Raw genomic sequence first — 22697 nt, 5'->3', positions numbered from 1 at the left:
TGAGTTATAACTATGCGCAGGGCGGGAATAATACGGCAAGGGTCTGAGGCCCTTGCCTATCCGGTCGGATAGTTTATTCCTGGCTTTCTGCGCGTTCGCGTGTAATTGCACGATAGCCAATATCACTACGGTAGAAGCAGCCTTCCCAATTGATTTTAGCTGCCAAGCGGTAAGCCTGCCCCTGTGCCGCCTCGACGCTGTTGCCCAGCGCCGTAGCGCACAGCACCCGACCGCCGGCAGTCACTACCTGACCATCCTTGAGCGCGGTACCGGCGTGGAAAACCTTGCCTTCCAGGCTGGCGGCGGCATCCAGGCCGTTGATCGGCGCGCCCTTGGCGTAATCGCCCGGGTAGCCGCCGGCCGCCAGGACGATGCCCAGGCTCGGCCGCGGGTCCCATTGCGCTTGGATCTTGTCCAGGGCTTGGGCCAGCGCGGCCTCGACCAGTAGCACCAGGCTCGATTGCAAGCGCAGCATGACCGGTTGGGTTTCCGGGTCGCCGAAGCGGCAGTTGAATTCGATGACCTTCGGATTGCCGGCTTTGTCGATCATCAATCCGGCATACAAGAAGCCGGTGTAGACATTGCCTTCCTCGGCCATGCCGCGCACAGTCGGCCAGATCACCAGATCCATCACGCGCTGGTGAACCTCGGCGGTGACCACCGGAGCCGGCGAGTAAGCTCCCATGCCGCCGGTGTTCGGGCCGCTGTCGCCGTCGCCGACGCGCTTGTGGTCCTGGCTGGTGGCCATTGGCAGGACGTTCTTGCCATCGACCATGACAATGAAGCTGGCTTCTTCGCCATCGAGAAACTCTTCGATCACCACCCGTGAACCGGCTTGGCCGAACGCGTTACCGGCGAGCATGTCGCGTACCGCGTCTTCGGCTTCGGCCAGGGTCATGGCAACGATCACACCTTTGCCGGCGGCCAGGCCGTCGGCCTTGATCACGATCGGTGCGCCTTTTTCACGCAGATAGGCCAGGGCCGGCTCGACCTCGGTGAAGTTCCGGTAATCGGCGGTCGGGATCTTGTGGCGGGCCAGGAAATCCTTGGTGAAAGCCTTGGAGCCTTCCAGTTGGGCGGCACCGGCGGTTGGCCCGAAGCAGTCCAGGCCACGGGCACGGAACAGGTCGACGACACCGGCTACCAGTGGCACTTCAGGGCCGACGATGGTCAGGGCGACGTTTTTCTCGGCAAAGTCGGCAAGTTGCTCCAGCGCCAGGACGTCGATGGCGACGTTCTCGCATTTGGCTTCGATGGCGGTGCCGGCGTTGCCGGGGGCAACGAAGACTTTCTCGACACGCGGGTCCTGCGCCACTTTCCAGGCCAGGGCATGTTCACGGCCACCGCTGCCGATGATCAAAACATTCATTTCAAAAACCTCGATGACGCAAAATTCTATGGAAACCTAAAGCGTCTGACGCTGTAGGAAGCGGTACTGAAGCCGGTAGATGCAAGGCGGAGTCGGCCTCGCTGAGCGCCGTTGCCTTTTGGCAATGAGCATCATCGAGGTCGGCTCCCGCGCAGCAGGTGCCGGTTTCCGTGCGGCCGTCGTCGTATCAGTGACGGAAATGGCGCATGCCGGTGAAGACCATGGCAATGCCGGCTTCATCAGCCGCCGCAATCACTTCATTGTCACGCATCGAACCGCCCGGCTGGATCACTGCAGTGATACCGACCTTGGCCGCGTTGTCGAGACCGTCGCGAAACGGGAAGAACGCGTCCGAGGCCATGACTGAGCCCTGCACCTGCAGGCCCGCGTGTTCGGCCTTGATTGCAGCAATGCGGGCGGAGTTGACACGGCTCATCTGGCCCGCGCCGACGCCGATAGTCTGGCGGTTTTTGGCGTAGACGATGGCATTCGACTTGACGTACTTGGCGACTTTCCAGGCAAAGATCAGGTCGTTGATTTCCTGTTCGGTCGGCGCGCGCTGAGTCACGACCTGCAGGTCTTGGCTGCCGATCATGCCGATATCGCGGCTCTGCACCAACAGACCGCCGTTGACCCGCTTGTAATCCCAGGCCGGGGCGCGGTGGACATCCCATTGGCCGCAGGCCAGCAGGCGCACGTTGGCCTTGGCGGCAACGATGGCGCGGGCTTCTTCGCTGACGGACGGGGCGATGATCACCTCGACGAACTGCCGCTCGACGATGGCGCGGGCGGTTTGGGCATCCAGTTCGCGGTTAAAGGCAATGATGCCGCCGAAGGCCGATTCGCTGTCGGTCGCGTAGGCCAGCTCATAGGCCCGACGGATGCCGCCCTCGGCGTCCGGGCTCACTGCCACGCCGCACGGGTTGGCGTGCTTGACGATGACGCAGGCCGGTTTGACGAAGCTCTTCACGCACTCAAGGGCGGCATCGGTGTCGGCCACGTTGTTGAACGACAGTTCCTTGCCTTGCAACTGGGTGGCTGTGGCGATGCCAACTTCGGCGGGTTTGGCTTCCACGTAGAACGCCGCGCTCTGGTGCGGGTTCTCGCCGTAGCGCATTTCCTGGGCCTTGACGAACTGGCTGTTGAAGGTTCGCGGAAACTCGCTGCGGCCTTCGGTGCTCAGGGTTGGCGCGGCCTGGTTCACGGTGCCCATGTAGTTGGCGATCATGCCGTCGTAGGCGGCGGTGTGTTCGAAGGCCTTGAGCATCAGGTCGAAGCGCTGAGCATAGGTCAGACCGCCGGCCTTGAGGTTTTCCAGGACCTGGGCATAGTCCCCGGCATTGACCACGATGGCGACGTCCTTGTGGTTCTTGGCCGCCGAGCGAACCATGGTCGGACCGCCGATGTCGATGTTTTCGATGGCGGTCGGCAGGTCGCAGCCGGGCTTGCCGATGGTCGCTTCGAACGGATAGAGATTGACCGCGACCAGGTCGATCGGGCGGATGCCGTGTTCGCTCATGACGGCGTCGTCGATGCCGCGACGGCCGAGGATACCGCCGTGGATTTTCGGGTGCAGGGTCTTCACCCGGCCATCCATCATTTCCGCGAAACCGGTGTAGTCCGCCACTTCCACAGCGTCCACGGCGTTGTCGCGCAGCAGCTTGAAGGTACCGCCGGTGGAGAGAATCTCCACGCCCAGGGCTTGCAGTTCACGAGCGAAATCAAGGATCCCGGTCTTGTCGGAAACGCTGATCAGGGCGCGGCGGATCGGCAGGCGAGTAGTCTGGTCGGTCATCTCAGTGTCCATCAAAAAGCAAGGGAGTCAGCAAAAAAAAGCGACCGGTTCTACGCGGGCGCCTTTCTGGTTTGATTGAATGCTTACAGCAAATCGTACTGCTTGAGTTTCTTACGCAGGGTGCCGCGGTTCAGACCGAGCAGCTCGCTGGCCTTGGTCTGGTTGCCCTTGACGTAATTCATCACGCTTTCGAGCAGGGGCGCCTCGACTTCGGAGAGCACCAGGTTGTACACGTCGGTGACCGCCGCGCCCTCAAGGTGGGCGAAATAATTGTGCAGCGCCTTCTCGACGCTACCGCGAAGCGTCTGGCCTTCTTCGCTGGGCGTGTTGAGGTGCTGTTTCAAATTGACATTGTCGCTCACGGGCGTCGTTCCACTCACTAAAGTCTCGGTCATCATCGTCATGCGGCCACTCCCTCTGCGTTCCCTGTCGCCAGGCTCTTGTGACGCTCGGCAAAGAACTCATGAACGTTGGAGCACTGTGCTTCCGTCTCTTCCAAACGATTGAAGTGGGCGCGAAACTCCCTGGCGCCCGGCAAGGTTGCGAGATACCAGCCGACATGTTTGCGGGCAATGCGCACGCCCATGATCTCCCCATAGAAGGCATGCAGCGCGGCCAGATGTTCTAGCAGAATGCGTTCCACTTCGAACAACGGCGGTGCCGGAAGGGTCTCACCGGTACGCAGAAAATGCTCGATCTCACGAAAAATCCATGGTCGCCCCTGGGCGGCCCGACCGATCAACAGGCCATCGGCACCGGTTGCCTGCAGCACGTACCGGGCCTTTTGCGCCGAATCGATATCGCCGTTGGCGAAGACCGGGATCGACACCGCCTGCTTGATCGCGGCAATGGTGTCGTACTCGGCTTCGCCGGTGTACAGGTCGGCACGGGTTCGTCCATGCACCGCCAGGGCACTAATGCCTGCCTGCTCGGCGATCTTCGCCACCGTCAGGCCGTTCTTGTTCGCCCGGTCCCAGCCGGTCCGTATCTTCAAAGTGACGGGTACATCGACAGCCGCCACGACAGCGTGCAGGATCTCCTTCACCAGGTCCTGGTCCTTCAACAATGCGGAACCGGCCGCCTTGTTGCAGACCTTCTTGGCCGGGCACCCCATGTTGATGTCGATAATCTGCGCTCCCAGTTCGACATTGGCCCGGGCCGCATCTGCCAGCATCTGTGCATCACCACCGGCGATCTGTACCGAGCGAGGCTCGGGATCACCTGTGTGGATCATGCGCAGACGCGATTTGCGGCTGTTCCACAGGCTCATATCGCTGGTTACCATTTCCGAAACCACCAGGCCCGCGCCCAGGCGCCGACAAAGCTGACGAAAGGGCTGGTCGGTGACCCCCGCCATTGGCGCGAGAATCAAGCTGTTCTGCAGTGTGTATGGGCCGATGCGTACCGCCGACATAGGACTTCCCTGTTGTGGGGCCGGATCATTAGAGTTCGAAAAAGGGTTGGCATGATACCCGCTCTCGATGACCGGATAAAGGCAAAGTTGGATAAAATCTGAACAGTTACTCCGTTATCGCCAACAGTTTGGTTAGCGCCGGAAAAAACCGGCAGACAGCACGGTGGACCTTGACTCACTCGGGTGAGTGGAAGCTGAGGCTATAGTTCACGGCCTTGGCACCTGGGTCGAGGATATCCAGGGCAATATGGATCGGGGTTTGGGGTGGCATTTCGCTTTGGCCGCTGAGGTCGCCACCCAGGTACTCGCTGGGCTTGAACCGTCGGCTGGCAATCAGGTGACCGTTGAGATCGGCGAAGCGCAATTCCAGCAGCGGGAATGGTTGGGAGAACGATGCGCGATTGTAGATGATCGCGTCGACTACCAATGCGCCATTGAAGTCCGGGTGGCTGCGCACTACCAGGTTGCTGCTTTTGATCCGGGCAATATCGACTTTGGAAGGCACCTTGCAGTCGATTTGTGGGCACAGCTGCTGGAACCAGGGGCGATATTGATCCTGGCGCGCCAGTTCGTCGAAATGATAGACGATGTACTGAGCGGCCAGCGACGCGCCCGCGAGCAGTACCAGCAGCAGCCACAGCAGGCGTTTGCCCCAGGGCGACCGGCGGCGTTGCCAGTCGAGATGAATCGGGTCGTCCTCAAGGTCCAGCAGCACGTCGTCATGCATGCCGGGCTCGTTGCGAGTGCGCGTGGGCTTCTGCGGAGGGCCGGTCACGGGTTCGTCTGCGTCGTGCGCGTCGGCGCTCAGCGACTGGTGAGTCGCATTGTCTGCCAGCTCGTGGTCTTCGATTTTCAGACGCGGGGCCTGGGGCTCTTCATCCAGGTCGGCGAGATCGAAGGACAGCGAGGGTTCGGTGCGGCTCGGCCCGGGCGGCTCGGCCTTGCGTTCGGTCCTGGTCGGAGCGGACGGTTGAGCACTGGCGCTGTCGTCGTGTTCGGTGGCCGGCTCGCTGAACAGGCTGCCTGGCCATGGCGTTTCGTCGTCATCGCTATCGCGACGCGCACTGAAGGATTTGCCCTGGTCGCCGAATGCCTTGGCCGGCTGGATCTCGCGCTGTTCCAGGCGGGCCAGTTCTTCGTCGAGGTCCAGGCTGTCCAGGTCCAGCGCTTGCGTGGTCCATTGCTTCTGGCTGATGGCGCGTGGCGGCGCAGCGGCAGGTTCGGCAGGCAATGACGGCGCAGGAGGCACGACCGCAGAGGCCGCCGCAGGCTGGGCTGCCCCGGCCTCCTGGGTCGCACGTTGTTCGAGCAGCTGCCGTGCGGCGTTGAACACTTGCAGGCAGGAGCCACAACGAACCACTCCGCGGGCCACGCTCAACTGGGCATGGCTGACGCGGAAGCTGGTTTGGCAATGCGGGCACTGAGTGACGAAGCTATCGGTCATGCGGCGATCCGGTTGATCCAAGCGCTCATTCTAACGCCGACGGCCACTGATGCGCACCCAACCGTCGCGCTCGGCAAGCGGCTCCAGAGCAAAGTCCTGGGCATAAGCGGCGGCCACTTCTTCGCCCTGTTCGGCGAGGATGCCCGACAGCGCCAGGCGGCCACCCGGCTTGACCAGGCTGGACAGTTGCGGGGCCAGGGACACCAGCGGGCCGGCGAGGATATTGGCGACCAGCACATCGGCCTGTATCCGTGGCAAGTGCTCTGGCAGATACAGGGAGAACAGCGCCTCGGCAATGTTGTTGCGTCCGGCGTTGTCGCGGGAGGCCTCCAGGGCCTGCACGTCGATATCGGTACCGACTGCTTGCTTGGCGCCGAGCAGCAGCGCGGCGATGGCCAGGATTCCCGAGCCGCAGCCGAAGTCGAGGACGTGGCAATCCTTGAGGTCCTGGCCGTCGAGCCATTCCAGGCAGAGCGCGGTGGTCGGGTGCGTACCGGTGCCGAAGGCCAGACCCGGATCGAGCAACAGGTTGACCGCGTCCGGCTGCGGGGCGGTGTGCCAACTGGGCACGATCCACAGGCGCTGACCGAAGCGCATGGGCTGGAAGTTGTCCATCCAACTGCGTTCCCAGTCTTGATCCTCGATCACCTCGCTATGGTGCTCGGGCAGCGGCGAACCGGTCAACAGCTCCAGGTGGGCAAGCACTCGGGCTGCTTCGGTGCCGCCTTCGAACAGCGCCAGCAGATGGGTATGGGTCCACAGCGGTGTGGTGTTGAGTTCGGGTTCGAAAATCGGCTGATCTTCGGCGTCCATGAAGGTTACCGAAACAGCGCCGACTTCAAGGAAAGCGTCTTCGTAGGTTTCGGCTTGTTCCGGGCTGATGGCGAGGCGTACTTGCAGCCAAGGCATGGCGGGCACCTGTGAAAAAAGTGAATGTGCAACCGGATCGGTCGCGAGCAACGCGCCAGTTTACGCGAGCGGGAAGCAGAAGACGACTATCATCCCTACTGGCTGAGAAGGTGGAAGTTGTGGTGAACGGGTGTGCCGGAGTGCGACAAGGCCGCAATCAAGCGGCCTTGTGTTGGATCACCTACTCATTGATGAGCAAGTTTGTGCTCCAGGTAATGAATGTTCACGCCACCTTCGCAGAACCCCGCGTCGCGAACCAGGTCGCGGTGCAGCGCGATATTGGTCTTGATCCCGTCCACCACGACTTCATCCAGGGCATTGCGCATGCGCGCCATGGCCTCGTCGCGAGTGGCGCCCCAGGTGATCAGCTTGCCGATCAGCGAGTCATAGTTCGACGGAACCTTGTAGCCGCTGTACAGGTGCGAGTCGACCCGCACGCCGTTGCCGCCTGGCGCATGGAAATGCTTGACCAGGCCGGGGCTTGGAATGAAGGTCTTGGGGTCTTCGGCGTTGATCCGGCATTCCAGCGCGTGACCGTGAATCTTCACGTCGTCCTGGGTGTACGACAGCTTATTGCCAGCGGCGATGCTCAGCATCTCCTTGACAATATCAATGCCAGTGACCATTTCCGATACCGGATGCTCTACCTGCACGCGGGTGTTCATCTCGATGAAGTAGAACCGACCATTTTCGTACAGGAACTCGAACGTACCGGCACCACGATAGCCGATGTCGATACAGGCCTTGACGCAACGGGCCAGGACTTCTGCGCGTGCTTGCTCGTCGATGCCCGGAGCCGGTGCTTCTTCCAGAACCTTCTGGTGGCGCCGTTGCAGCGAGCAGTCGCGGTCACCCAGGTGGATCGCCTGGCCCTGGCCGTCGGAGAGCACCTGGACCTCCACGTGACGTGGGTTGGTCAGGAATTTTTCCAGATAGACCATCGGATTGCTGAACCAGGCGCCGGCTTCTTCGCGGGTCTGCTTGGCCGCTTCAACCAGCTCTTGTTCGCTGTGCACCACGCGCATGCCACGACCGCCGCCGCCGCCGGCGGCCTTGATGATCACTGGGTAGCCGACTTCACGACCAATGCGCAGAGCGGTGTCGGCGTCTTCGGGCAATGGGCCGTCTGAACCAGGAACGGTCGGCACGCCGGCGGCGATCATGGCTGCCTTGGCCGATACCTTGTCACCCATCAGACGAATGGTATCGGCTTTTGGGCCGATAAAGGCAAAACCGGATTTTTCGACCTGTTCGGCGAAATCGGCGTTTTCCGCAAGGAAGCCGTAGCCCGGGTGAATGGCCGTGGCGCCCGTGACTTCGGCGGCAGCGATGATGTTCGGGATATTCAGGTACGAGTGGGTAGCCAGGGGCGGGCCGATGCAGATGCTTTCGTCGGCCAGTTTCACGTGCATCAGTTCTGTATCGGCCGTCGAGTAAACAGCGACGGTCTTGATGCCCTCTTCCTTACAGGCGCGCAGGATGCGCAGGGCGATTTCGCCACGGTTGGCGATCAGGACTTTTTCCAGCTTCGCAGGTTTTAACATCGAAGGCGCTCCGCGGTTCAAACGATGGTGAACAGCGGCTGGTCATACTCAACCGGCTGACCGTTTTCTACCAGAATGGATTCGATCACACCGCTGGCTTCGGCCTGGATGTGGTTCATCATTTTCATCGCCTCAACGATGCAGATGGTGTCGCCTTTCTTGACGGTCTGGCCCACTTCGACGAACGCTGGCGAAGTCGGGGCCGGGGTGCGGTAGAAGGTGCCGACCATCGGCGACTTGACCACGAAGCCGTTCAGCTTCGGCGCGCCAGCGGCTTCAGGCACGGCAACAACCGCTGCGGCCGGAGCGGCAACGGGGGCCGGAGCCTGGGCAGGCATCGGCGCGTAGTACTGCTGTGCCGGGGTCTTGCTGTGGCGGCTGATGCGTACAGACTCTTCGCCTTCCTTGATCTCGAGTTCGTCGATACCGGACTCTTCCAGCAATTCGATCAGTTTCTTAACTTTACGGATATCCATGAATCATCAACTCCCAAGGGTTGGTCAGGGGCGTTTATCGCTTGTCGTTCAAGCTGTTGCCTGTCTTTAAAGCTGCTCTAGGGCGGCCTCCAGGGCCAGTCGGTAACCGCTGGCGCCAAGGCCGCAGATCACGCCTACCGCCACATCTGAAAAATAGGAGTGATGGCGGAAAGGTTCGCGTTTATGCACGTTCGACAAATGCACTTCGATGAATGGGATGCTCACCGCCAGCAGCGCGTCACGTAATGCGACACTTGTATGTGTAAAAGCGGCTGGATTGATCAGGATGAAGTCCACGCCTTCGCCACCGGCAGCGTGGATTCGATCGATCAATTCGTACTCGGCGTTGCTCTGCAGATACAGCAGATGGTGCCCGGCTTCTCGGGCTCTACGTTCCAGATCCTGGTTGATCTCGGACAGTGTGACCGCGCCATAGACGCCCGGCTCGCGGGTGCCCAGCAGGTTCAGGTTGGGTCCATGCAGGACCAGTAGGGTCGCCATCGGCTGTTTCCTTGTTATCTGTGTGCAGTTGTCAATGCGCGCCGACTATGCCGCAAAGCCTGGATGACTGTCTAGTTAACTGCAATAGCCAGCACGATGTCCGATGTTTGCGCGAAGTTTGTGACCATGGCCTTGAATCTGGTCACTGGCGTGCCTCCTGGAAACCGGAGCCCTTGGCCGCCACTCGCGCAATCAGTGCCCAGGGGTGGTGCGCAAATAGATATTCACGGGGGTGTAGTCGACGCCATTGGCATGTCGATAGAGGGTGTTGCTGTGATAGTCGTAGACTTCTTTATCAACCGCTACGGTGATCGTCGAGTCCCGAATATCAAGGGTTATTGACTCATCCCGCGTGACGAGGAATGGGGTCGCGGTTTTCAGTTCGGACAAAATGTCGCTGTCGGCTGGCAGTGTTCGATACACATAATACCGATAGCTGAAGGGAACCGTCGCGCCACCGCGTTCGTCCTTTATACCGTAGATAAAGGCATCTGGAGCCAGTGGCGTGCGCAGTATCACTTCTGTCAGATGAGGCATATTCCGGGGGAAGATACATAGCCAGCCGATGTAAGCCAGCGAAAGCGCCAGTGATGCGGAAATGGCTACGAGATAAACAGGCTTTTTAGTAGTTTCTGAATTTGGCATACCTTATTCCTTCCTTGATCCATCGCTGATCTGCTGGATCGTCACCGAAAGGGGCTTGCCCCCACCAAGTGCCAAATTCTTCGGTGGATGTTCCTGCCCGGTTCTGGGCAAAACCTGCTGCCCGTAAAAGAACGCCTTCGCTGAAGCCTGCCGCGGTGCCAGTGGCGCCGTAATTGAAATTTCCAAAGGCTTCATATTCGCTGGATGTTTTTTTGTAGTCCCAAGGGCCGCGATTTCTGACTTGGGTGTAAAACCAAGAGTAAATAAAAGCCGATCCCGCCTTCAAAATATTTTTCTTATGGAAGGCCGTGGCCATATTTTCTTCGACAGAAACGCCGGGGGGGCGACGTAGGTGCCCTCATAATATGCGCCCTTTGCATTGGTTTCAGCGCATGGAACCTATCATGAGCACAAGCTATTAAAGGGCTATGTTATAGGTGTTGAATTTTCTTATTGATCAATCAGATCTGCCCTTCGCATGGTCAAGGGCGCCAATCTTCATCGTTATGCCGTCCCAATAAATGACATGATCAGACGCGGAAGACTTGCACCGCCGTATGCAGTTCCCTACCCAGTTCCAGCAGGCGTTCGCCCTGGCGGCGACCCTCGCCGATGCGCAGCAGGTTGTCGCCGCCCAGTTGGTGGATGCGTTCCCTGTGGTCGCGGACTTCACTGAGTGTGCCTCCCACCAGCGCGTGCAGGCTGGCGAGTTCCTGTTCAATCACTTCGATGGCCTGGCTGGCACTGCTCAGGCGCAAGGCGTCGCCTCTGCCCAGGTAGTCCTCGATATTGCAGCGCGGCCTGCACCTGGTTGCGCCCCGCATGTTTGGCGCAGTAGAGCGCTTCGTCGGCCTGGGTTGCCATTGTCAGGCTGTCACTGCCTGCATGCAGCTCGGCCACCCCGGCGCTGAAGGTACACCACAGATCCTGGGGCTGTGCCGGGTAATGGATTTCCGCGAAGCGCTGACGAATCTCGTCCAGTACCCGGTAGGCCGATTCCACGTCAGTGTCGGGCATGACAATGGCGAACTCTTCACCGCCATAACGGCCGATAAAATCGGTCTTGCGCAGGCGCTGCTTGAGAAACAGCGCCAGGCTCTTGATCACCCGGTCGCCCATGGGATGGCCATGGCTGTCGTTGACCCGCTTGAAGTGGTCGATATCGAGCATCGCGAAGCTCAGTGGCTTGCAGTCGCGACGGGCGCGCAGGCTGGCGTCTTCGAGTAATTGCAGGATATGGGTGTGGTTGTACAGCCCGGTCAGGCTGTCGCGGACCATCCTTGCCTTGAGGTTACGCGCCCGCGCCGCACGATTACGCACGGTAGTGATCAGGTGGCGTGGCTTAATCGGCTTGGTCAGGAAGTCGTCACCGCCCTCGCTCATGGCGTCGAGTTGCTTGTCCAAGTCGTCCTCGGCGGACAGGTAGATGATCGGCACGCTGACATACCGATCATTGTGGCGGATTACCTTGGCCAGCTCGGTACCGGTACAAGCTGGCATATACATGTCGAGAATGATCAGGTCTGGCTGGAAATCCGCCAATTCGGCCATGGCCTGGATCGGATCGATCAGTGTTCGGGTGACGATCCCGGCACCGTTGAGCAGGCGTTCGGTGTGTCGCGCCTGGGCCGGCGAGTCATCGATGACCAGGACTTTGTAGGGATCGTACTGGGCTACGCAAATCAAGACTTCGATTTTCTCCAGCAGACTGGAGGCCTCCAGGACGCCCGTGAGGAACTCCTGTCCGCCAGCGCGCACGGCGGCCAGGCGGGTCGGTGTATCGGTTTCGTGCAGGCTGAAAAACAGCAGCGGCAATTTGTGTTCGAGACCGAGCTGAGCTTCGACCGCCAGGCGTAGGCCCATGCCATTGCCACTGAAGTCGACGTCCATGACGAGCGCCGCCGGCAAGCGCTCGGCCATGGCCGAACGGAACGCTGCGACACTGTCCAGCGGCTGGGCGCTGAGGCCGAAGAACGCCAGTTGCTTGGCCAGTCGCCCGGCGCATTCATGGTCCTGCAACATCAGGTAGACCGGCCTGCGCAAGGGGGGCAGGAAGGTGTGTTCGAGTTGATCGCCATGGCGCAGGCCGGTGTACGACAGACGCTGCATCAGGCGATTGAGGTCAGTGATCAGCGCGCTGCTCAGGCGACCGCGATTGGCATCCACCGCTTCCAGTGATTGGTTGATGCCATGAGCCAGTCGGATATGTTCCGGTTGCTCGAAACGTTCGGCGAAACGTAACAGGCGCAGGTTCGCTTCGCTGAGCTCGGCCATGTCGCTGCTCGACCATTCGCTGCGTTGTAGACGTTGCCATATCTCAAGAATCTGACGTGCCTGATGAATGACCCGCTGGGCAAAGTGGTGCTTAAGGCGCTCGCGACTGGGGTCTGCTGGCTCGGTCATATCCTGATTACCGGTTAGGCGAACAACGGAGGAGTAAATGGTGTCTTTATGCTATCACCTCTTTCTGTCAATACACTTGTCAGGTACTAATTTATCCGATTCATTAGGTGACCGGTCGGTCTGCTCGCAGGCCTTGTGTGGTGGGCGTTATCCATTGGACGGTGCTTGTGTGAAGCGTCCTAGGATGGCTTGATTTATAGTTGCCTGATGGATGACAACGCTGCGGCGTCCGGTTTTATTTGCCCCGGTTGATTTAAGCCGAAGCAGGCAAGGCACGATGACGTAGGGTTGTGGTCGAACCGATGAACTCAAGTGATTGAAAGGATAGAGCCATGCTGGACTGGAAAAAAAGCGCGGGCAGCGCGCCGGATCGTGCTGCCGAACCCGAGTCGGCGACCCGTGGCTACTTCGGCAGCCTGCTGTTGAGTCGCGCCCTGGCGACTTTGCTCGGCTTGTACCTGTTGGTGACGATCCTGCTCGGTTGGTACTGGAGCCAGGAGCCAGCGCTGTTTCCCGTGCAGCAGAACGCCCAGCTCGCCGCCGAGCAGGAAGGGCGCAAGATGGTCGTGGGGTTTACCACGGTCGCTACCCTCAAGACCGTTGTCGGTACGCTGTTGAGCAAGCCGGGCGGGTATCTCTCCAACGACCGCTTTCCACCCGGTCTATGGCTGGACAATATCCCCAGTTGGGAATACGGCGTGCTGGTTCAGGTTCGTGACCTGACCCGTGCCCTGCGCAAGGACTTCGCCCGTTCGCAGTCGCAGTCGGCCGAAGATGCCGACCTGGCTAAGGCGGAGCCGCGTTTCAACTTCGACAACAAAAGCTGGATGCTGCCGTCCAGTGAGTCGGAATACCAGGAAGGCATTAAATCCCTGACTCGCTACCAGGCCCGCCTGTCCGATCCGAACCAAAACAATGCGCTGTTCTACGCCCGTGCCGACAACCTGAACAATTGGCTTGGCGATGTCGCCACGCGCCTGGGTTCGTTGTCCCAGCGCCTGTCGGCCAGCGTCGGACGGGTCAAGCTCAATACCGCGCTGAAAACCGAAAGTGTGATTCCCGGCCAGGCACCGCAGGTCGATGAAGAGGTGGTCGAGACGCCGTGGTTGCAGATCGACAACGTGTTCTACGAGGCCCGCGGCCAGGCTTGGGCGTTGTCGCACCTGTTGCGGGCCATTGAGGTGGACTTCGCCGATGTGTTGGCGAAGAAGAATGCCACGGTCAGCGTGCGGCAGATCATCCGTGAGCTGGAGGCTTCGCAGGAACCGGTCTGGAGCCCGATGATCCTCAATGGCGGCGGCTTCGGTATCCTCGCCAACCACTCGTTGGTCATGGCCAATTACATTTCGCGAGCCAACGCTGCGGTGATCGACTTGCGCCAACTGCTCAACCAGGGTTGATCGATGAATGTCTCGCCGAAGGAGGCTGCCCATCGTCTCGCCTCCGATGCCGAACAGATCGCCTGGGTCGATGGCGAGGACCAGTTGCTGGGCGCTGTCGGTCGGGCCGAGCTGCGTGAACGTGGGCTGATCGGTCGCGGCACCTATATCCTGTTGTTCAATTCGGCCGGCGAGTTGTGCGTGCATCGCCGTACTTTGAGCAAGGCCATCTACCCCGGTTATTGGGATGTGGCGGCAGGCGGCATGGTCCTGGCTGACGAGAGCTACGCCGAGTCGGCGGCCCGCGAGCTGGAGGAGGAGTTGGGGGTGGGGGGTGTGGCGCTGACTGCCCATGAGCATTTTTTCTTCGACCAGCCAGGCAACCGGCTCTGGTGCGCGGTGTTCAGTGCTGTCTGGGATGGGCCGCTGTACGTGCAGCCGGAAGAGGTGCTGGAGGCGCGTTTTATCCCGGTCGATGCTGTCCTGCGCGAAACCGGGGAAAAGCCTTATTGCCCGGACTCTCTGGCGGCGCTGAAGCGCTATTTGCGGGCGCAGGGAGCGCAGGTCGCGAAACCTTTATGAAATGGCGCCGATTGGCTCTTGGGTCACCGGCTTTTTGCCGTTACACTGCGCGACTTTTCAAGCTCAAGCGGCCTGGCCGATTGAGTTGCGCTGCCCCTGCCTGAGTGGGGCTTCGCGGTCGCAGGCGCCTGCCCAGGCGTGGCGACCAGTCTTTATCCTCCCAAGAGGATTGCCGGTGGCCAAAAAAGCCGCATCCTTCGCCGCCCTCGGCGGCCTGGTGTTCTCCACCGACGCAGGTCGACATTGCCCGGACTGTCGTCAGCCGGTGGCCGCCTGTATCTGCAAGCAAACCCAGATCCCCGCCGGTGATGGCATTGCCCGTGTGCGTCGCGAAAGCAAGGGTCGTGGCGGCAAGACGGTGACCACCATTACCGGTGTGCCGCTGGCCGAAGACGCCCTCGGGGAACTGACAACCGCGTTGAAGAAACGCTGTGGTACCGGTGGCGCCTTGAAGGACGGCGTCATCGAGATCCAGGGCGATCACGTCGAGTTGCTGTTGACAGAATTGGGCAAACACGGTTTCAAGGCGAAGAAGTCCGGCGGCTAGCAGCCTCTGTGAAAACCACCGTGGAGTTGACCTGGCGGCCCGAATGAGCATGGCCCTGCGGCAGTCCCCATGGTTTTCACAGAGCCTGTTCCCGAACTGTCTCTAAACTCCAATCTGGATCCGGGGTCTTACCTGGATGCAGACGAATCGTCATTTTCATTCTTTAGACTGCGCGCAGCCTGGATCCAGGTGGCGCTATTTGACTTCATTTATAGGGGACTTCGATGTCCGTACGACGTACACGCAAAGACGATGGCAGCCAGTGGACAGTTGCGGATAGCCGCAGTGTTTATGGGATTCGTCATTGGGGGGCCGGGTATTTCGCGATCAATGACGCCGGTCGCGTCGAAGTTCGTCCGAACGGTCCGAGCAGTTCGCCTATCGACCTCTTCGAGCAGGTCGAGGAGTTACGCAAGAGCGGTTTGTCCCTGCCACTACTGGTGCGTTTCCCAGATATCCTGCAAGACCGTGTGCGGCGGTTGACCGGCGCGTTCGACGCGAACATCGAACGCCTGGAATACCAAAGCAAGTACACCGCGTTGTACCCGATCAAGGTCAATCAACAGGAAGCGGTGATCGAGAACATCATCGCCACCCAGAACGTCTCCATCGGCCTGGAAGCCGGTTCCAAGCCGGAACTGCTGGCGGTGCTGGCGCTGGCGCCAAAGGGCGGCACTATCGTCTGCAACGGCTACAAGGACCGGGAGTTCATTCGTCTGGCCTTGATGGGTCAGAAGCTCGGTCACAACGTCTTTATTGTGATCGAGAAAGAGTCCGAAGTGGAGCTGGTGATCGAGGAAGCGGCGTCGCTCAAGGTCAAGCCCCAGGTCGGTTTGCGGGTACGTCTTTCCTCCTTGGCCTCGAGCAAGTGGGCCGACACCGGTGGTGAGAAATCCAAGTTCGGCCTGTCGGCGGCGCAACTGCTGTCGGTGGTCGAGCGTTTTCGAGCGGCGGGGTTGGACCAGGGCATTCGTCTGCTGCACTTCCATATGGGTTCGCAGATCGCCAATCTGGCGGACTACCAGTACGGTTTCAAGGAAGCGATCCGCTATTACGGCGAACTGCGCAACCTCGGCCTGCCGGTGGACCATATCGATGTGGGTGGCGGCCTGGGTGTCGACTACGATGGCACTCACTCGCGCAATGCCAGCTCGATCAACTACGACATGGATGACTATGCTGGCGTCGTGGTCGGCATGCTCAAGGAGTTTTGCGATGCGCAGAACCTGCCGCACCCGAACATTTTTTCGGAAAGCGGCCGCTCGCTGACCGCTCACCACGCCGTGCTGGTGGTGCAGGTGACGGATGTCGAGAAGCACAACGACGATGTGCCGCATATCGAGAACCCCGAGAGCCTGCCGGAAACCGTGCAATGGCTGGTGGAGCTGCTGGGGCCTACCGATATCGAGATGGTCACCGAAACCTATTGGCGCGCCACGCACTACATGAGCGACGTAGCCACTCAGTACGCCGACGGCAAGTTGACCCTGGCCGAGAAAGCCTTGGCCGAGCAATGCTACTTCGCGGTTTGCCGGCGCCTGCACAACTCGCTGAAGGCCCGCCAGCGTTCGCATCGCCAGGTGCTCGACGAACTCAATGACAAGCTGGCCGACAAGTACATCTGCAACTTCTCGGTGTTCCAGAGCCTGCCCGATACCTGGGCCATTGGCCAGGTGCTGCCGATCCTGCCGTTGCATCGTCTGAACGAGGAGCCGCTGCGCCGCGCCGTGCTGCAAGACCTGACCTGCGACTCCGACGGCAAGATCAAGCAGTACGTCGACGAGCAGAGCATCGAGACCAGTCTGCCAGTGCATGCGCTGAACGAGGGCGAGGACTACCTGTTGGGGATCTTCCTGGTGGGCGCCTACCAGGAAATTCTCGGTGATATGCATAACCTGTTCGGTGACACCGACTCGGTGAACATCTACCAGAAGGAGGATGGCAGGGTGTACCACGCCGGTATCGAAACCCACGACACCATCGAGGACATGCTGCGTTATGTGCATCTGTCGCCGGAAGAGTTGATGACGCACTACCGCGACAAAGTTGCCAGCGCCAATATCAGTGTGAAAGAGCGGACCCAGTACCTCGACGCATTGCGTTTGGGTCTGACCCGCTCTTCCTACCTGTCTTCTTGAGGTAAGGCCGAGAGTTCCTGGGAAGAAGCCCTTTTAATATAGGTTTTTTTCCTTTAGTCATGTAGGCGGCGTCTGATTGTCGAAAAACCCACCCTTAGCGGTGGGTTTTTTGTTGGCTGAAGGCAAAGTGATGGCTTCCTCGGTTCCGCGTTTTGTGTAGGTCGTTTCCCTAACGTCTCTTCAGCCCTCTACTCGATCTTGTCTGTCGGCGAGAATCTCAAGTCGGTTCCATCCAGTCGGTCCATGTAGAGGAAAACCCATGTTCGATCCAGTCACCGAGTCGTTCTTTTGTCTGGATGTTGCCGGCTTGTCTCATTCGCTGCCTGTCACCTCGTTTCGCGGTCACGAGGCCGTCAGTGAGCTGTTCTCTTTCGAGCTGGATGTGTTGAACGAGGAAGCCGGACCGGACCTGAGTGGATTGATGTATCGCAGTTGTTTCCTGGTTCTGGGGGCGGACGGACAGGGCATCCACGCACAGATACAGGGCGTCAACCTGCGATGTGGCGGCCTGGCGCACGACCATTACCGCTTGCATCTGGGACCTCGTATGGGGTGTCTGGCACAGCGCTGGCGACGACGACTGTTCCAGCAGCGATCAGTGCCTGCCATTATTGCCCAGGTGCTCGGGGAGCACGGTCTGGGTGAAGATGACTTTCGCTTTGCGCTGAAGGGCCGCTGCACGTTGCGTCCGTATTGCGTGCAGTTCGAAGAGTCCGATCTGCAGTTCATCCTGCGATTGTGTGCCGAAGAAGGGATTCACTTTCACTTTCAGCATGCCAGGGACAATCATCGGCTGGTGTTCGCCGACAGCCTGGAGGCCCTGCGGCACGTTCACGCAGCACGCTTCTGTCCGGAGGACGGCGTGGGCGTCCGGGACTTTTGCGTCAATCTGTCGGGGCATTCCCGTCGACGCGCTGGACGTCCCCAGGACTGGGCGCAAGGTGAAAGTGATCTGCCGGGGCTGCACTGTGCCAGCTTGATGCCGTTGTCGGGCCATCCATGTGCGCCGTGGAACCGTCTGTGGTTGCTCACCGCCCTTGAGCATCGTGGCGACAGCAATCCCATGGACCCGCAGTCGATGATTTACTGCAATACCTTTCGCGCCACCTCCTGGGAAGTGGCCTTGCGTATTCCGATCCGGTACCCGAAGCCGCTGCTGTCCGGCCTGTTTCGCGCCTGGGTGGTTGCGGCGGATAAACACGGGGCCAGATCCGACGCGCCAGGGAAGGTGGCGGTGCGGTTGCTGGCGTTCTATCAGGGCGAGTGGGCCAGCGAGAGTGATTGTTGGCTGCCGCTCGCCGAGTCGACAGCAGGTGAGCGGCAGGTATCGGCGGCGGAGCTTGAGCCAGGTACCGCGATATGGGTGCGTTTCCTGGGGGGCGATCCGGATCAGCCGCGGATCGTTGGCCGCTGCGATGCCTGGCGTTCGACCTCAATGCCTCGGATTGTGCCGGGGCGCCCTGGCGGGGTGGCATTCGAGCGGCTGCGAGAGGGGCATCCGCTGGTGCCTTTATGCCAAGTCGCGCCCGCGAGTGAGCGGTCCGCTGTCCGTGATTGCCCGGGGGCCGCCGCGGATGGCCGGGGCGGTGTCCCATGAGGGACGCTGATTGCACGATGCCCAGTACGCTGTGGCTGCTCCTGGACATTCCCAGCTCTGCGGGGCTGGTCGCGGTGTTGCAGGAACGCTACGCGAACTACGAGAGTCACTTGTTGTTCGAAGGCACGCCACTGCATGGCGTGCGTGACTGGGGGCCGCGACTGGTGAGGCTGGCCCCGGACTGCCCATTGGCGAAGCTGAGCCAGGCTTGGCCTCGCCAATGGGCCGGGCTTTTTCTGCTCAGCCGGGCTCCTGTGGCGGCTTTGCTGGCGCATCTGCGGCAGATGCTGCTGGTGCGCTTCGACGCGGATCGCGAAGGGGTGATCAGTTACTACAATCCGCAGACGGCCAGTTACTTCTTCGATGGTGTGGATGCCCGCGAACTGAGTCGTTGGCTCGGGCCGATCATCCTGCTCTACTGGCACGGTGGCACCTGGGCCGACAAGGCCGTTGGCAGTCTCGGTTGGCTACAACTGATCAATCCATGCCTGGAGGGGCCCGCCCTGAGCCACCGCAGGGGGCTTAGTGCCATGCAACAACGGCGATTACGAGCCTGCCTGCTGGAGCGCCATGCCTATCAGTGGAGCTGTGCCAGCGGCCATGATTACGACCGGACCTGGGGTCATCTGCAGGAAGGGATTGCCCAAGGCTTTCGCGACAGCGAGACCCTCGATGACTGGCTGGGTTTGCGCGCGCAGTATCCGGCGGCATCGGTTCCGTCTGGCTTGCAGGGCGACACGCCGAGCGAGCGCCTGGCAAACCTGCGTGTGACCTGGAGTCGAACGCATGGCTGATGGCCCGCGAGTGAGTGACGTCGACTCAGGCGCCGGTAGCGTTGGTGATACTCGGCTTCAATGACTCGGATTGTCGAACCAGCGGTCCTGTTTGCACAGCTTTAGGGCACAACCGACCAGGGTCAGGCCGCGTAGCAACATGAACAGCAGGAAACTTATCCACAGGCCATGATTGCCGTAGCCGCTCAAGGCCCAGGCAAAGGGCAGGCTGAGCAGCACGCTGAACAGCATGGCATCGCGCATTTCCCGGGCGCGGGTGGCGCCAATGAACAAGCCGTCGAGCAGGTAGCTCCAGACTGCGATCAAGGGCAGCGCCGCCAGGTAGGGCAGGTAGCCGAAAGCGGTTTCGCGCACGCTGGTAATATCGGTCTGCAAGGCAATGAACAGGTGGCCGCCGAGCAGGAACAGCAGGGCAAAGGCGAGGCTGGCTAACAACGACCAGCCAGCGGCAACGACCAGCGAGCGGCGCAGGGTTTGCCGCTCGCGGGCGCCGATGGCATGGCCGCACAGGGCTTCTACCGCATGGGCCAGGCCATCGAGAGCATGCGCCGTCAGCAACAGGCCGTTGAGTAGCAGGGCATTGGCCGCGACCGTGGCGTCGCCGAGCCGGGTGCCTTGCACCGTAATCAGGAAAAACACCGATTGCAGGGCCATGCTGCGGATGAAAATATCACGGTTCACCGCCAGCAACGGTCGCCAATTGGCCCATAGCGCCAGCGCGGCCCAGGCGATCTTACCGGGATAGGCGCGCAGGGCTTTGCCGGTCAGCGCCAGGCCGAGCAGGGCGCCGGTCCATTCGGCGATGACCGAGGCGCGGGCCGTGCCGACTACGCCCCAGTCAAGGCCGAGTACGAACCACAGGTTCAGCGCGATATTGATCAGGTTGGTGGTCAACAGGATTGCCAGCGGCGCCCGGGCGTTCTGAGTGCCGAGGAACCAGCCGACCAGGGCATAGCAGGCCAGGGCGGCCGGCAGCCCGAACAGCCGGGTGTGGAAGAAATCCAGGGTCAATTGATGCAGTTCGCTGGAGGGCTGCATGACCCTCAGGGCGAGGTCGCTGAAGGGCAGGGCGATTGCCCCGAGCAATGCCGCCAGCAGCAGACTCAGCAGCAGTCCCTGCAAGAGGATCTGCCGCAGCGCCGTGCCATCGCCGCGACCGGCGGCCTGTGCGGCGAATCCGGTGGAGCCCATGCGCAGGAAACCCATGGCCCAGGCGAGGAAAATATACAGGCTGGCACCTACCGCCACGGCGCCCAGTTGATGGGCGTGCGGCAGGTGGCCGATCACACTGCTGTCGACCAGGGCCACCAGGGGAACGGAAATATTCGATAGGATCATCGGCGCCGCGAGTGCCCAGACCCGGCGATGGGTTGGGCGGTCGCGCCAGTCAGCGATCAGCGTGGACATGCGGGCTCCTCGAAAGAGCGCGCATTGTAGCGCTGGTCTTGGCGGCTGCGGTGAGTGTCAGTGAATGATCCAGCTCAACAGCCACAACCCGAGCATCAGCCAGATAATGCCGAAAATGATCGAGGCCCGCATGAAGGCGCGGACCGCCGAGTAGAGGAACATCAGACCGATGATCAGGATCAGGATGCTGATCAGCGAGGTCTCCATGCCCAAGGCCCGTGCCAGGCCGTCGACGAAATTGCCGCCGGCGTGAGTCAGCAAATTGAACAGCCCGCTCAACCCGTCGACGATAAAACGAATCGCCGATCCCAATATCTGTCCCAGCCACTCGAAAAAATTCTCTACTTGCATATGTGTATCCTGATGAGGGCTTGGCAACGGGCTTCAGCGTTGGGCCATGCAGCGAGCCACGCGGTTCCCGCGGTAGGGTGGACAGCAGTTGTGACAGTCTGCAAGCCCTACAGGTCACGGGTGACACGCTGATCGATTCAACAAACCAACGGGCGCCTTAGATAAATCAAGGTCTGCGAGGCCTGCCCAGACACCAGGAGAACCACTACCTGGGCGGATAGTTGGCCAGCACCTGAGCCACCGTCTTGTTGATGGCGGCGCGGCGCTCGGCTGGGGTCGGCGTTTCATTGACCACCTGTTCGGCACTGCCGCGCCAGACCAACTTGCCATCTTGGCCATCGAGCAGGTCGATCTGAATTGTCGCCACCTGATAGTCGACATCACGGACTTCGCTATACCCCGGCGTGCCCCAGAGACCGCCACCTCGCCATGGGCCGCCCCAGCCGCCGCCGTAGTAAGTGCTGACCTGCTGCCGGCGATTGTCGACGATCAGGTAGGCCTGCACCCTGACATCGGCCTTGGCGCCTACCGGTGCCGGGCGCAAGCCGCGCTGGTCGAGCTGTTCAGCGACCGCCTGGCGAACACGCTGTTCGGTCAGGTCGCTCTTGATCCGTGGATCGTCGGGTCGATACTGCAGAGCGGGTTCTTTCCAGCTCCAACTGCGGTAAGCCGCGAAGTCGCGACTGGCGTCGAAGTCGTGGTTGACCTGAGTGCTTTGGCAGGCACTGAGCAGCGCCGCGAAAGCCACTAAAGCGAAACGGCGGAACATGATTTTTCTCCGGTTGCCAATTAGCTGGGTGGATAGGCGGCGAGGGCTTTGTGCACCGCCGCGCGTAAGGCGTCCGCGCGTTCGAGCTGATTGCCCTGGCTGGCGGTTTCGGCGCTGGCGCTCCAGATAGGCTGAGCGGTCGCGGCATCGAACAGGCTGATGCGGGCCACCAGCACCTGGACCTCATAGGTGCGCACGATCGGCACGCTGTTATACATACCGTAGCGGTTGCGGTAAGGACCACCCCCGTAGGCGCCGGCATAGCCGTAGTCTTCCTGGACCTGGCGCAGGCGTTTTTCCATATGCACCTCGGCGCTGACCCGCAGGTCCGCTAGTGTGCCCTCGCGACGGGGCCGTAGACCTTGTTCGTCGAGGGCGTTGCCGACCATCTCGGCCAGTTGCGCCGGGTCGGCCCAGGGGGTGCCGGCAGGCAGCCGGTCATTGAGCCAGGCCCAGGTACGGTAGCGGCCATAGTCACGGGCGGGTGCCGGGTAGGCACTCAGGTCCAGGGTTGCGGCGGCCTGCGCTGGTGCCGGCGGGATCGGCCGCGAGTCAGCGATATAAGGGTTCGGACTCGAACAGGCGAGTAAACCAAGGCACAGTGTCAACACGATAAAACAGCGATTCATTGCA

The 22697-nt window shown here is 60.8% G+C and carries 23 protein-coding genes; 6 read left to right on the top strand and 17 right to left on the bottom strand.

Features of this window, described 5'->3' with window-relative positions:
- Positions 1–73: 73 nt before the first annotated feature.
- From purD to AWM79_RS19200, 13 genes are all read right to left on the bottom strand, one after another.
- A complete protein-coding gene (purD, locus tag AWM79_RS19255; RefSeq protein WP_060783553.1) occupies positions 74–1369 on the bottom strand; it encodes a phosphoribosylamine--glycine ligase in 1296 nt (431 codons plus the stop codon).
- A 187-nt stretch (positions 1370–1556) separates the two neighbouring features.
- A complete protein-coding gene (purH, locus tag AWM79_RS19250; protein WP_060783552.1) occupies positions 1557–3164 on the bottom strand; it encodes a bifunctional phosphoribosylaminoimidazolecarboxamide formyltransferase/IMP cyclohydrolase in 1608 nt (535 codons plus the stop codon).
- A gap of 83 nt (positions 3165–3247) precedes the next feature.
- Complete coding sequence (gene fis / locus AWM79_RS19245; protein ID WP_003186237.1) at positions 3248–3568, bottom strand: DNA-binding transcriptional regulator Fis; 321 nt, start codon at positions 3566–3568, stop codon at positions 3248–3250.
- Complete coding sequence (dusB, locus tag AWM79_RS19240) at positions 3565–4578, bottom strand: tRNA dihydrouridine synthase DusB (protein ID WP_017130193.1); 1014 nt, start codon at positions 4576–4578, stop codon at positions 3565–3567. The genes fis and dusB overlap by 4 nt, the downstream gene beginning before the upstream one ends.
- A gap of 175 nt (positions 4579–4753) precedes the next feature.
- Positions 4754–6022, bottom strand: coding sequence for a DUF3426 domain-containing protein (locus AWM79_RS19235; protein ID WP_060783551.1), 1269 nt, complete (start codon positions 6020–6022; stop codon positions 4754–4756).
- Positions 6023–6052: 30 nt separating this feature from the next.
- Positions 6053–6931 carry a 50S ribosomal protein L11 methyltransferase gene (gene prmA, locus AWM79_RS19230; protein WP_060783550.1) on the bottom strand — a complete coding sequence of 293 codons (879 nt, stop codon included), beginning with the start codon at positions 6929–6931 and terminating at the stop codon, positions 6053–6055.
- A gap of 185 nt (positions 6932–7116) precedes the next feature.
- Positions 7117–8475: an acetyl-CoA carboxylase biotin carboxylase subunit gene (accC, locus tag AWM79_RS19225; RefSeq protein ID WP_060783549.1), complete on the bottom strand. Its 1359-nt coding sequence runs from the start codon at positions 8473–8475 to the stop codon at positions 7117–7119.
- Positions 8476–8492: 17 nt separating this feature from the next.
- Positions 8493–8951 carry an acetyl-CoA carboxylase biotin carboxyl carrier protein gene (accB, locus tag AWM79_RS19220; RefSeq protein ID WP_060783548.1) on the bottom strand — a complete coding sequence of 153 codons (459 nt, stop codon included), beginning with the start codon at positions 8949–8951 and terminating at the stop codon, positions 8493–8495.
- Positions 8952–9017: 66 nt separating this feature from the next.
- Complete coding sequence (gene aroQ / locus AWM79_RS19215; protein ID WP_017130188.1) at positions 9018–9452, bottom strand: type II 3-dehydroquinate dehydratase; 435 nt, start codon at positions 9450–9452, stop codon at positions 9018–9020.
- Between the two features lie 192 nt (positions 9453–9644).
- A complete protein-coding gene (locus AWM79_RS19210; protein WP_017130187.1) occupies positions 9645–10097 on the bottom strand; it encodes a hypothetical protein in 453 nt (150 codons plus the stop codon).
- Positions 10075–10413 carry a polymorphic toxin type 44 domain-containing protein gene (locus AWM79_RS24555; protein WP_081503009.1) on the bottom strand — a complete coding sequence of 113 codons (339 nt, stop codon included), beginning with the start codon at positions 10411–10413 and terminating at the stop codon, positions 10075–10077. Before AWM79_RS24555 ends, AWM79_RS19210 begins: the two co-directional genes overlap by 23 nt.
- A gap of 214 nt (positions 10414–10627) precedes the next feature.
- Positions 10628–10855, bottom strand: coding sequence for a hypothetical protein (locus tag AWM79_RS19205; protein WP_017130186.1), 228 nt, complete (start codon positions 10853–10855; stop codon positions 10628–10630).
- The gene (locus tag AWM79_RS19200; protein WP_060783547.1) at positions 10815–12500 is read right to left on the bottom strand and encodes a diguanylate cyclase; all 1686 of its coding nucleotides are present in this window, start codon (positions 12498–12500) and stop codon (positions 10815–10817) included. Before AWM79_RS19200 ends, AWM79_RS19205 begins: the two co-directional genes overlap by 41 nt.
- Before the next feature lie 332 nt (positions 12501–12832).
- Here AWM79_RS19200 and AWM79_RS19195 point away from each other — a divergent pair, with 332 nt between their 5' ends.
- The 6 genes from AWM79_RS19195 to AWM79_RS19170 all read left to right on the top strand — a co-directional run bounded on the left by AWM79_RS19195 (position 12833) and on the right by AWM79_RS19170 (position 19537).
- Positions 12833–13900, top strand: a complete 1068-nt coding sequence (locus AWM79_RS19195; RefSeq protein WP_017130184.1) for a DUF2333 family protein — start codon at positions 12833–12835, stop codon at positions 13898–13900.
- Between the two features lie 3 nt (positions 13901–13903).
- Positions 13904–14461, top strand: coding sequence for an NUDIX hydrolase (locus AWM79_RS19190; RefSeq protein ID WP_017130183.1), 558 nt, complete (start codon positions 13904–13906; stop codon positions 14459–14461).
- 175 nt (positions 14462–14636) lie between these two features.
- Positions 14637–15008 (top strand): translation initiation factor Sui1, encoded by a 372-nt coding sequence (locus AWM79_RS19185; RefSeq protein ID WP_017130182.1) that lies wholly within the window; start codon positions 14637–14639, stop codon positions 15006–15008.
- Positions 15009–15232: 224 nt separating this feature from the next.
- Positions 15233–17146, top strand: coding sequence for an arginine decarboxylase (gene speA / locus AWM79_RS19180; protein WP_017130181.1), 1914 nt, complete (start codon positions 15233–15235; stop codon positions 17144–17146).
- A gap of 259 nt (positions 17147–17405) precedes the next feature.
- On the top strand, positions 17406–18743 hold the full coding sequence (locus AWM79_RS19175) for a contractile injection system protein, VgrG/Pvc8 family (RefSeq protein WP_017130180.1): 1338 nt from the start codon (positions 17406–17408) through the stop codon (positions 18741–18743).
- 17 nt (positions 18744–18760) lie between these two features.
- Complete coding sequence (locus AWM79_RS19170; protein WP_017130179.1) at positions 18761–19537, top strand: DUF4123 domain-containing protein; 777 nt, start codon at positions 18761–18763, stop codon at positions 19535–19537.
- A gap of 57 nt (positions 19538–19594) precedes the next feature.
- Here AWM79_RS19170 and AWM79_RS19165 read toward each other — a convergent pair whose 3' ends face one another.
- The 4 genes from AWM79_RS19165 to AWM79_RS19150 all read right to left on the bottom strand — a co-directional run bounded on the left by AWM79_RS19165 (position 19595) and on the right by AWM79_RS19150 (position 22693).
- Positions 19595–20944, bottom strand: a complete 1350-nt coding sequence (locus AWM79_RS19165) for an MATE family efflux transporter (protein ID WP_017130178.1) — start codon at positions 20942–20944, stop codon at positions 19595–19597.
- A 57-nt stretch (positions 20945–21001) separates the two neighbouring features.
- Entirely contained in the window at positions 21002–21295 is a 294-nt protein-coding gene (locus AWM79_RS19160) for a hypothetical protein (RefSeq protein ID WP_017130177.1), read from the bottom strand.
- Positions 21296–21500: 205 nt separating this feature from the next.
- On the bottom strand, positions 21501–22064 hold the full coding sequence (locus tag AWM79_RS19155; protein WP_017130176.1) for a DUF4136 domain-containing protein: 564 nt from the start codon (positions 22062–22064) through the stop codon (positions 21501–21503).
- Positions 22065–22084: 20 nt separating this feature from the next.
- On the bottom strand, positions 22085–22693 hold the full coding sequence (locus tag AWM79_RS19150) for a DUF4136 domain-containing protein (protein WP_017130175.1): 609 nt from the start codon (positions 22691–22693) through the stop codon (positions 22085–22087).
- Between the last annotated feature and the right edge of the window lie 4 nt (positions 22694–22697).

Source organism: Pseudomonas agarici (assembly GCF_001543125.1).
Classification (GTDB): Bacteria; Pseudomonadota; Gammaproteobacteria; order Pseudomonadales; family Pseudomonadaceae; genus Aquipseudomonas; species Aquipseudomonas agarici.
This window is presented reverse-complemented; position numbering and strand designations above follow the sequence as displayed.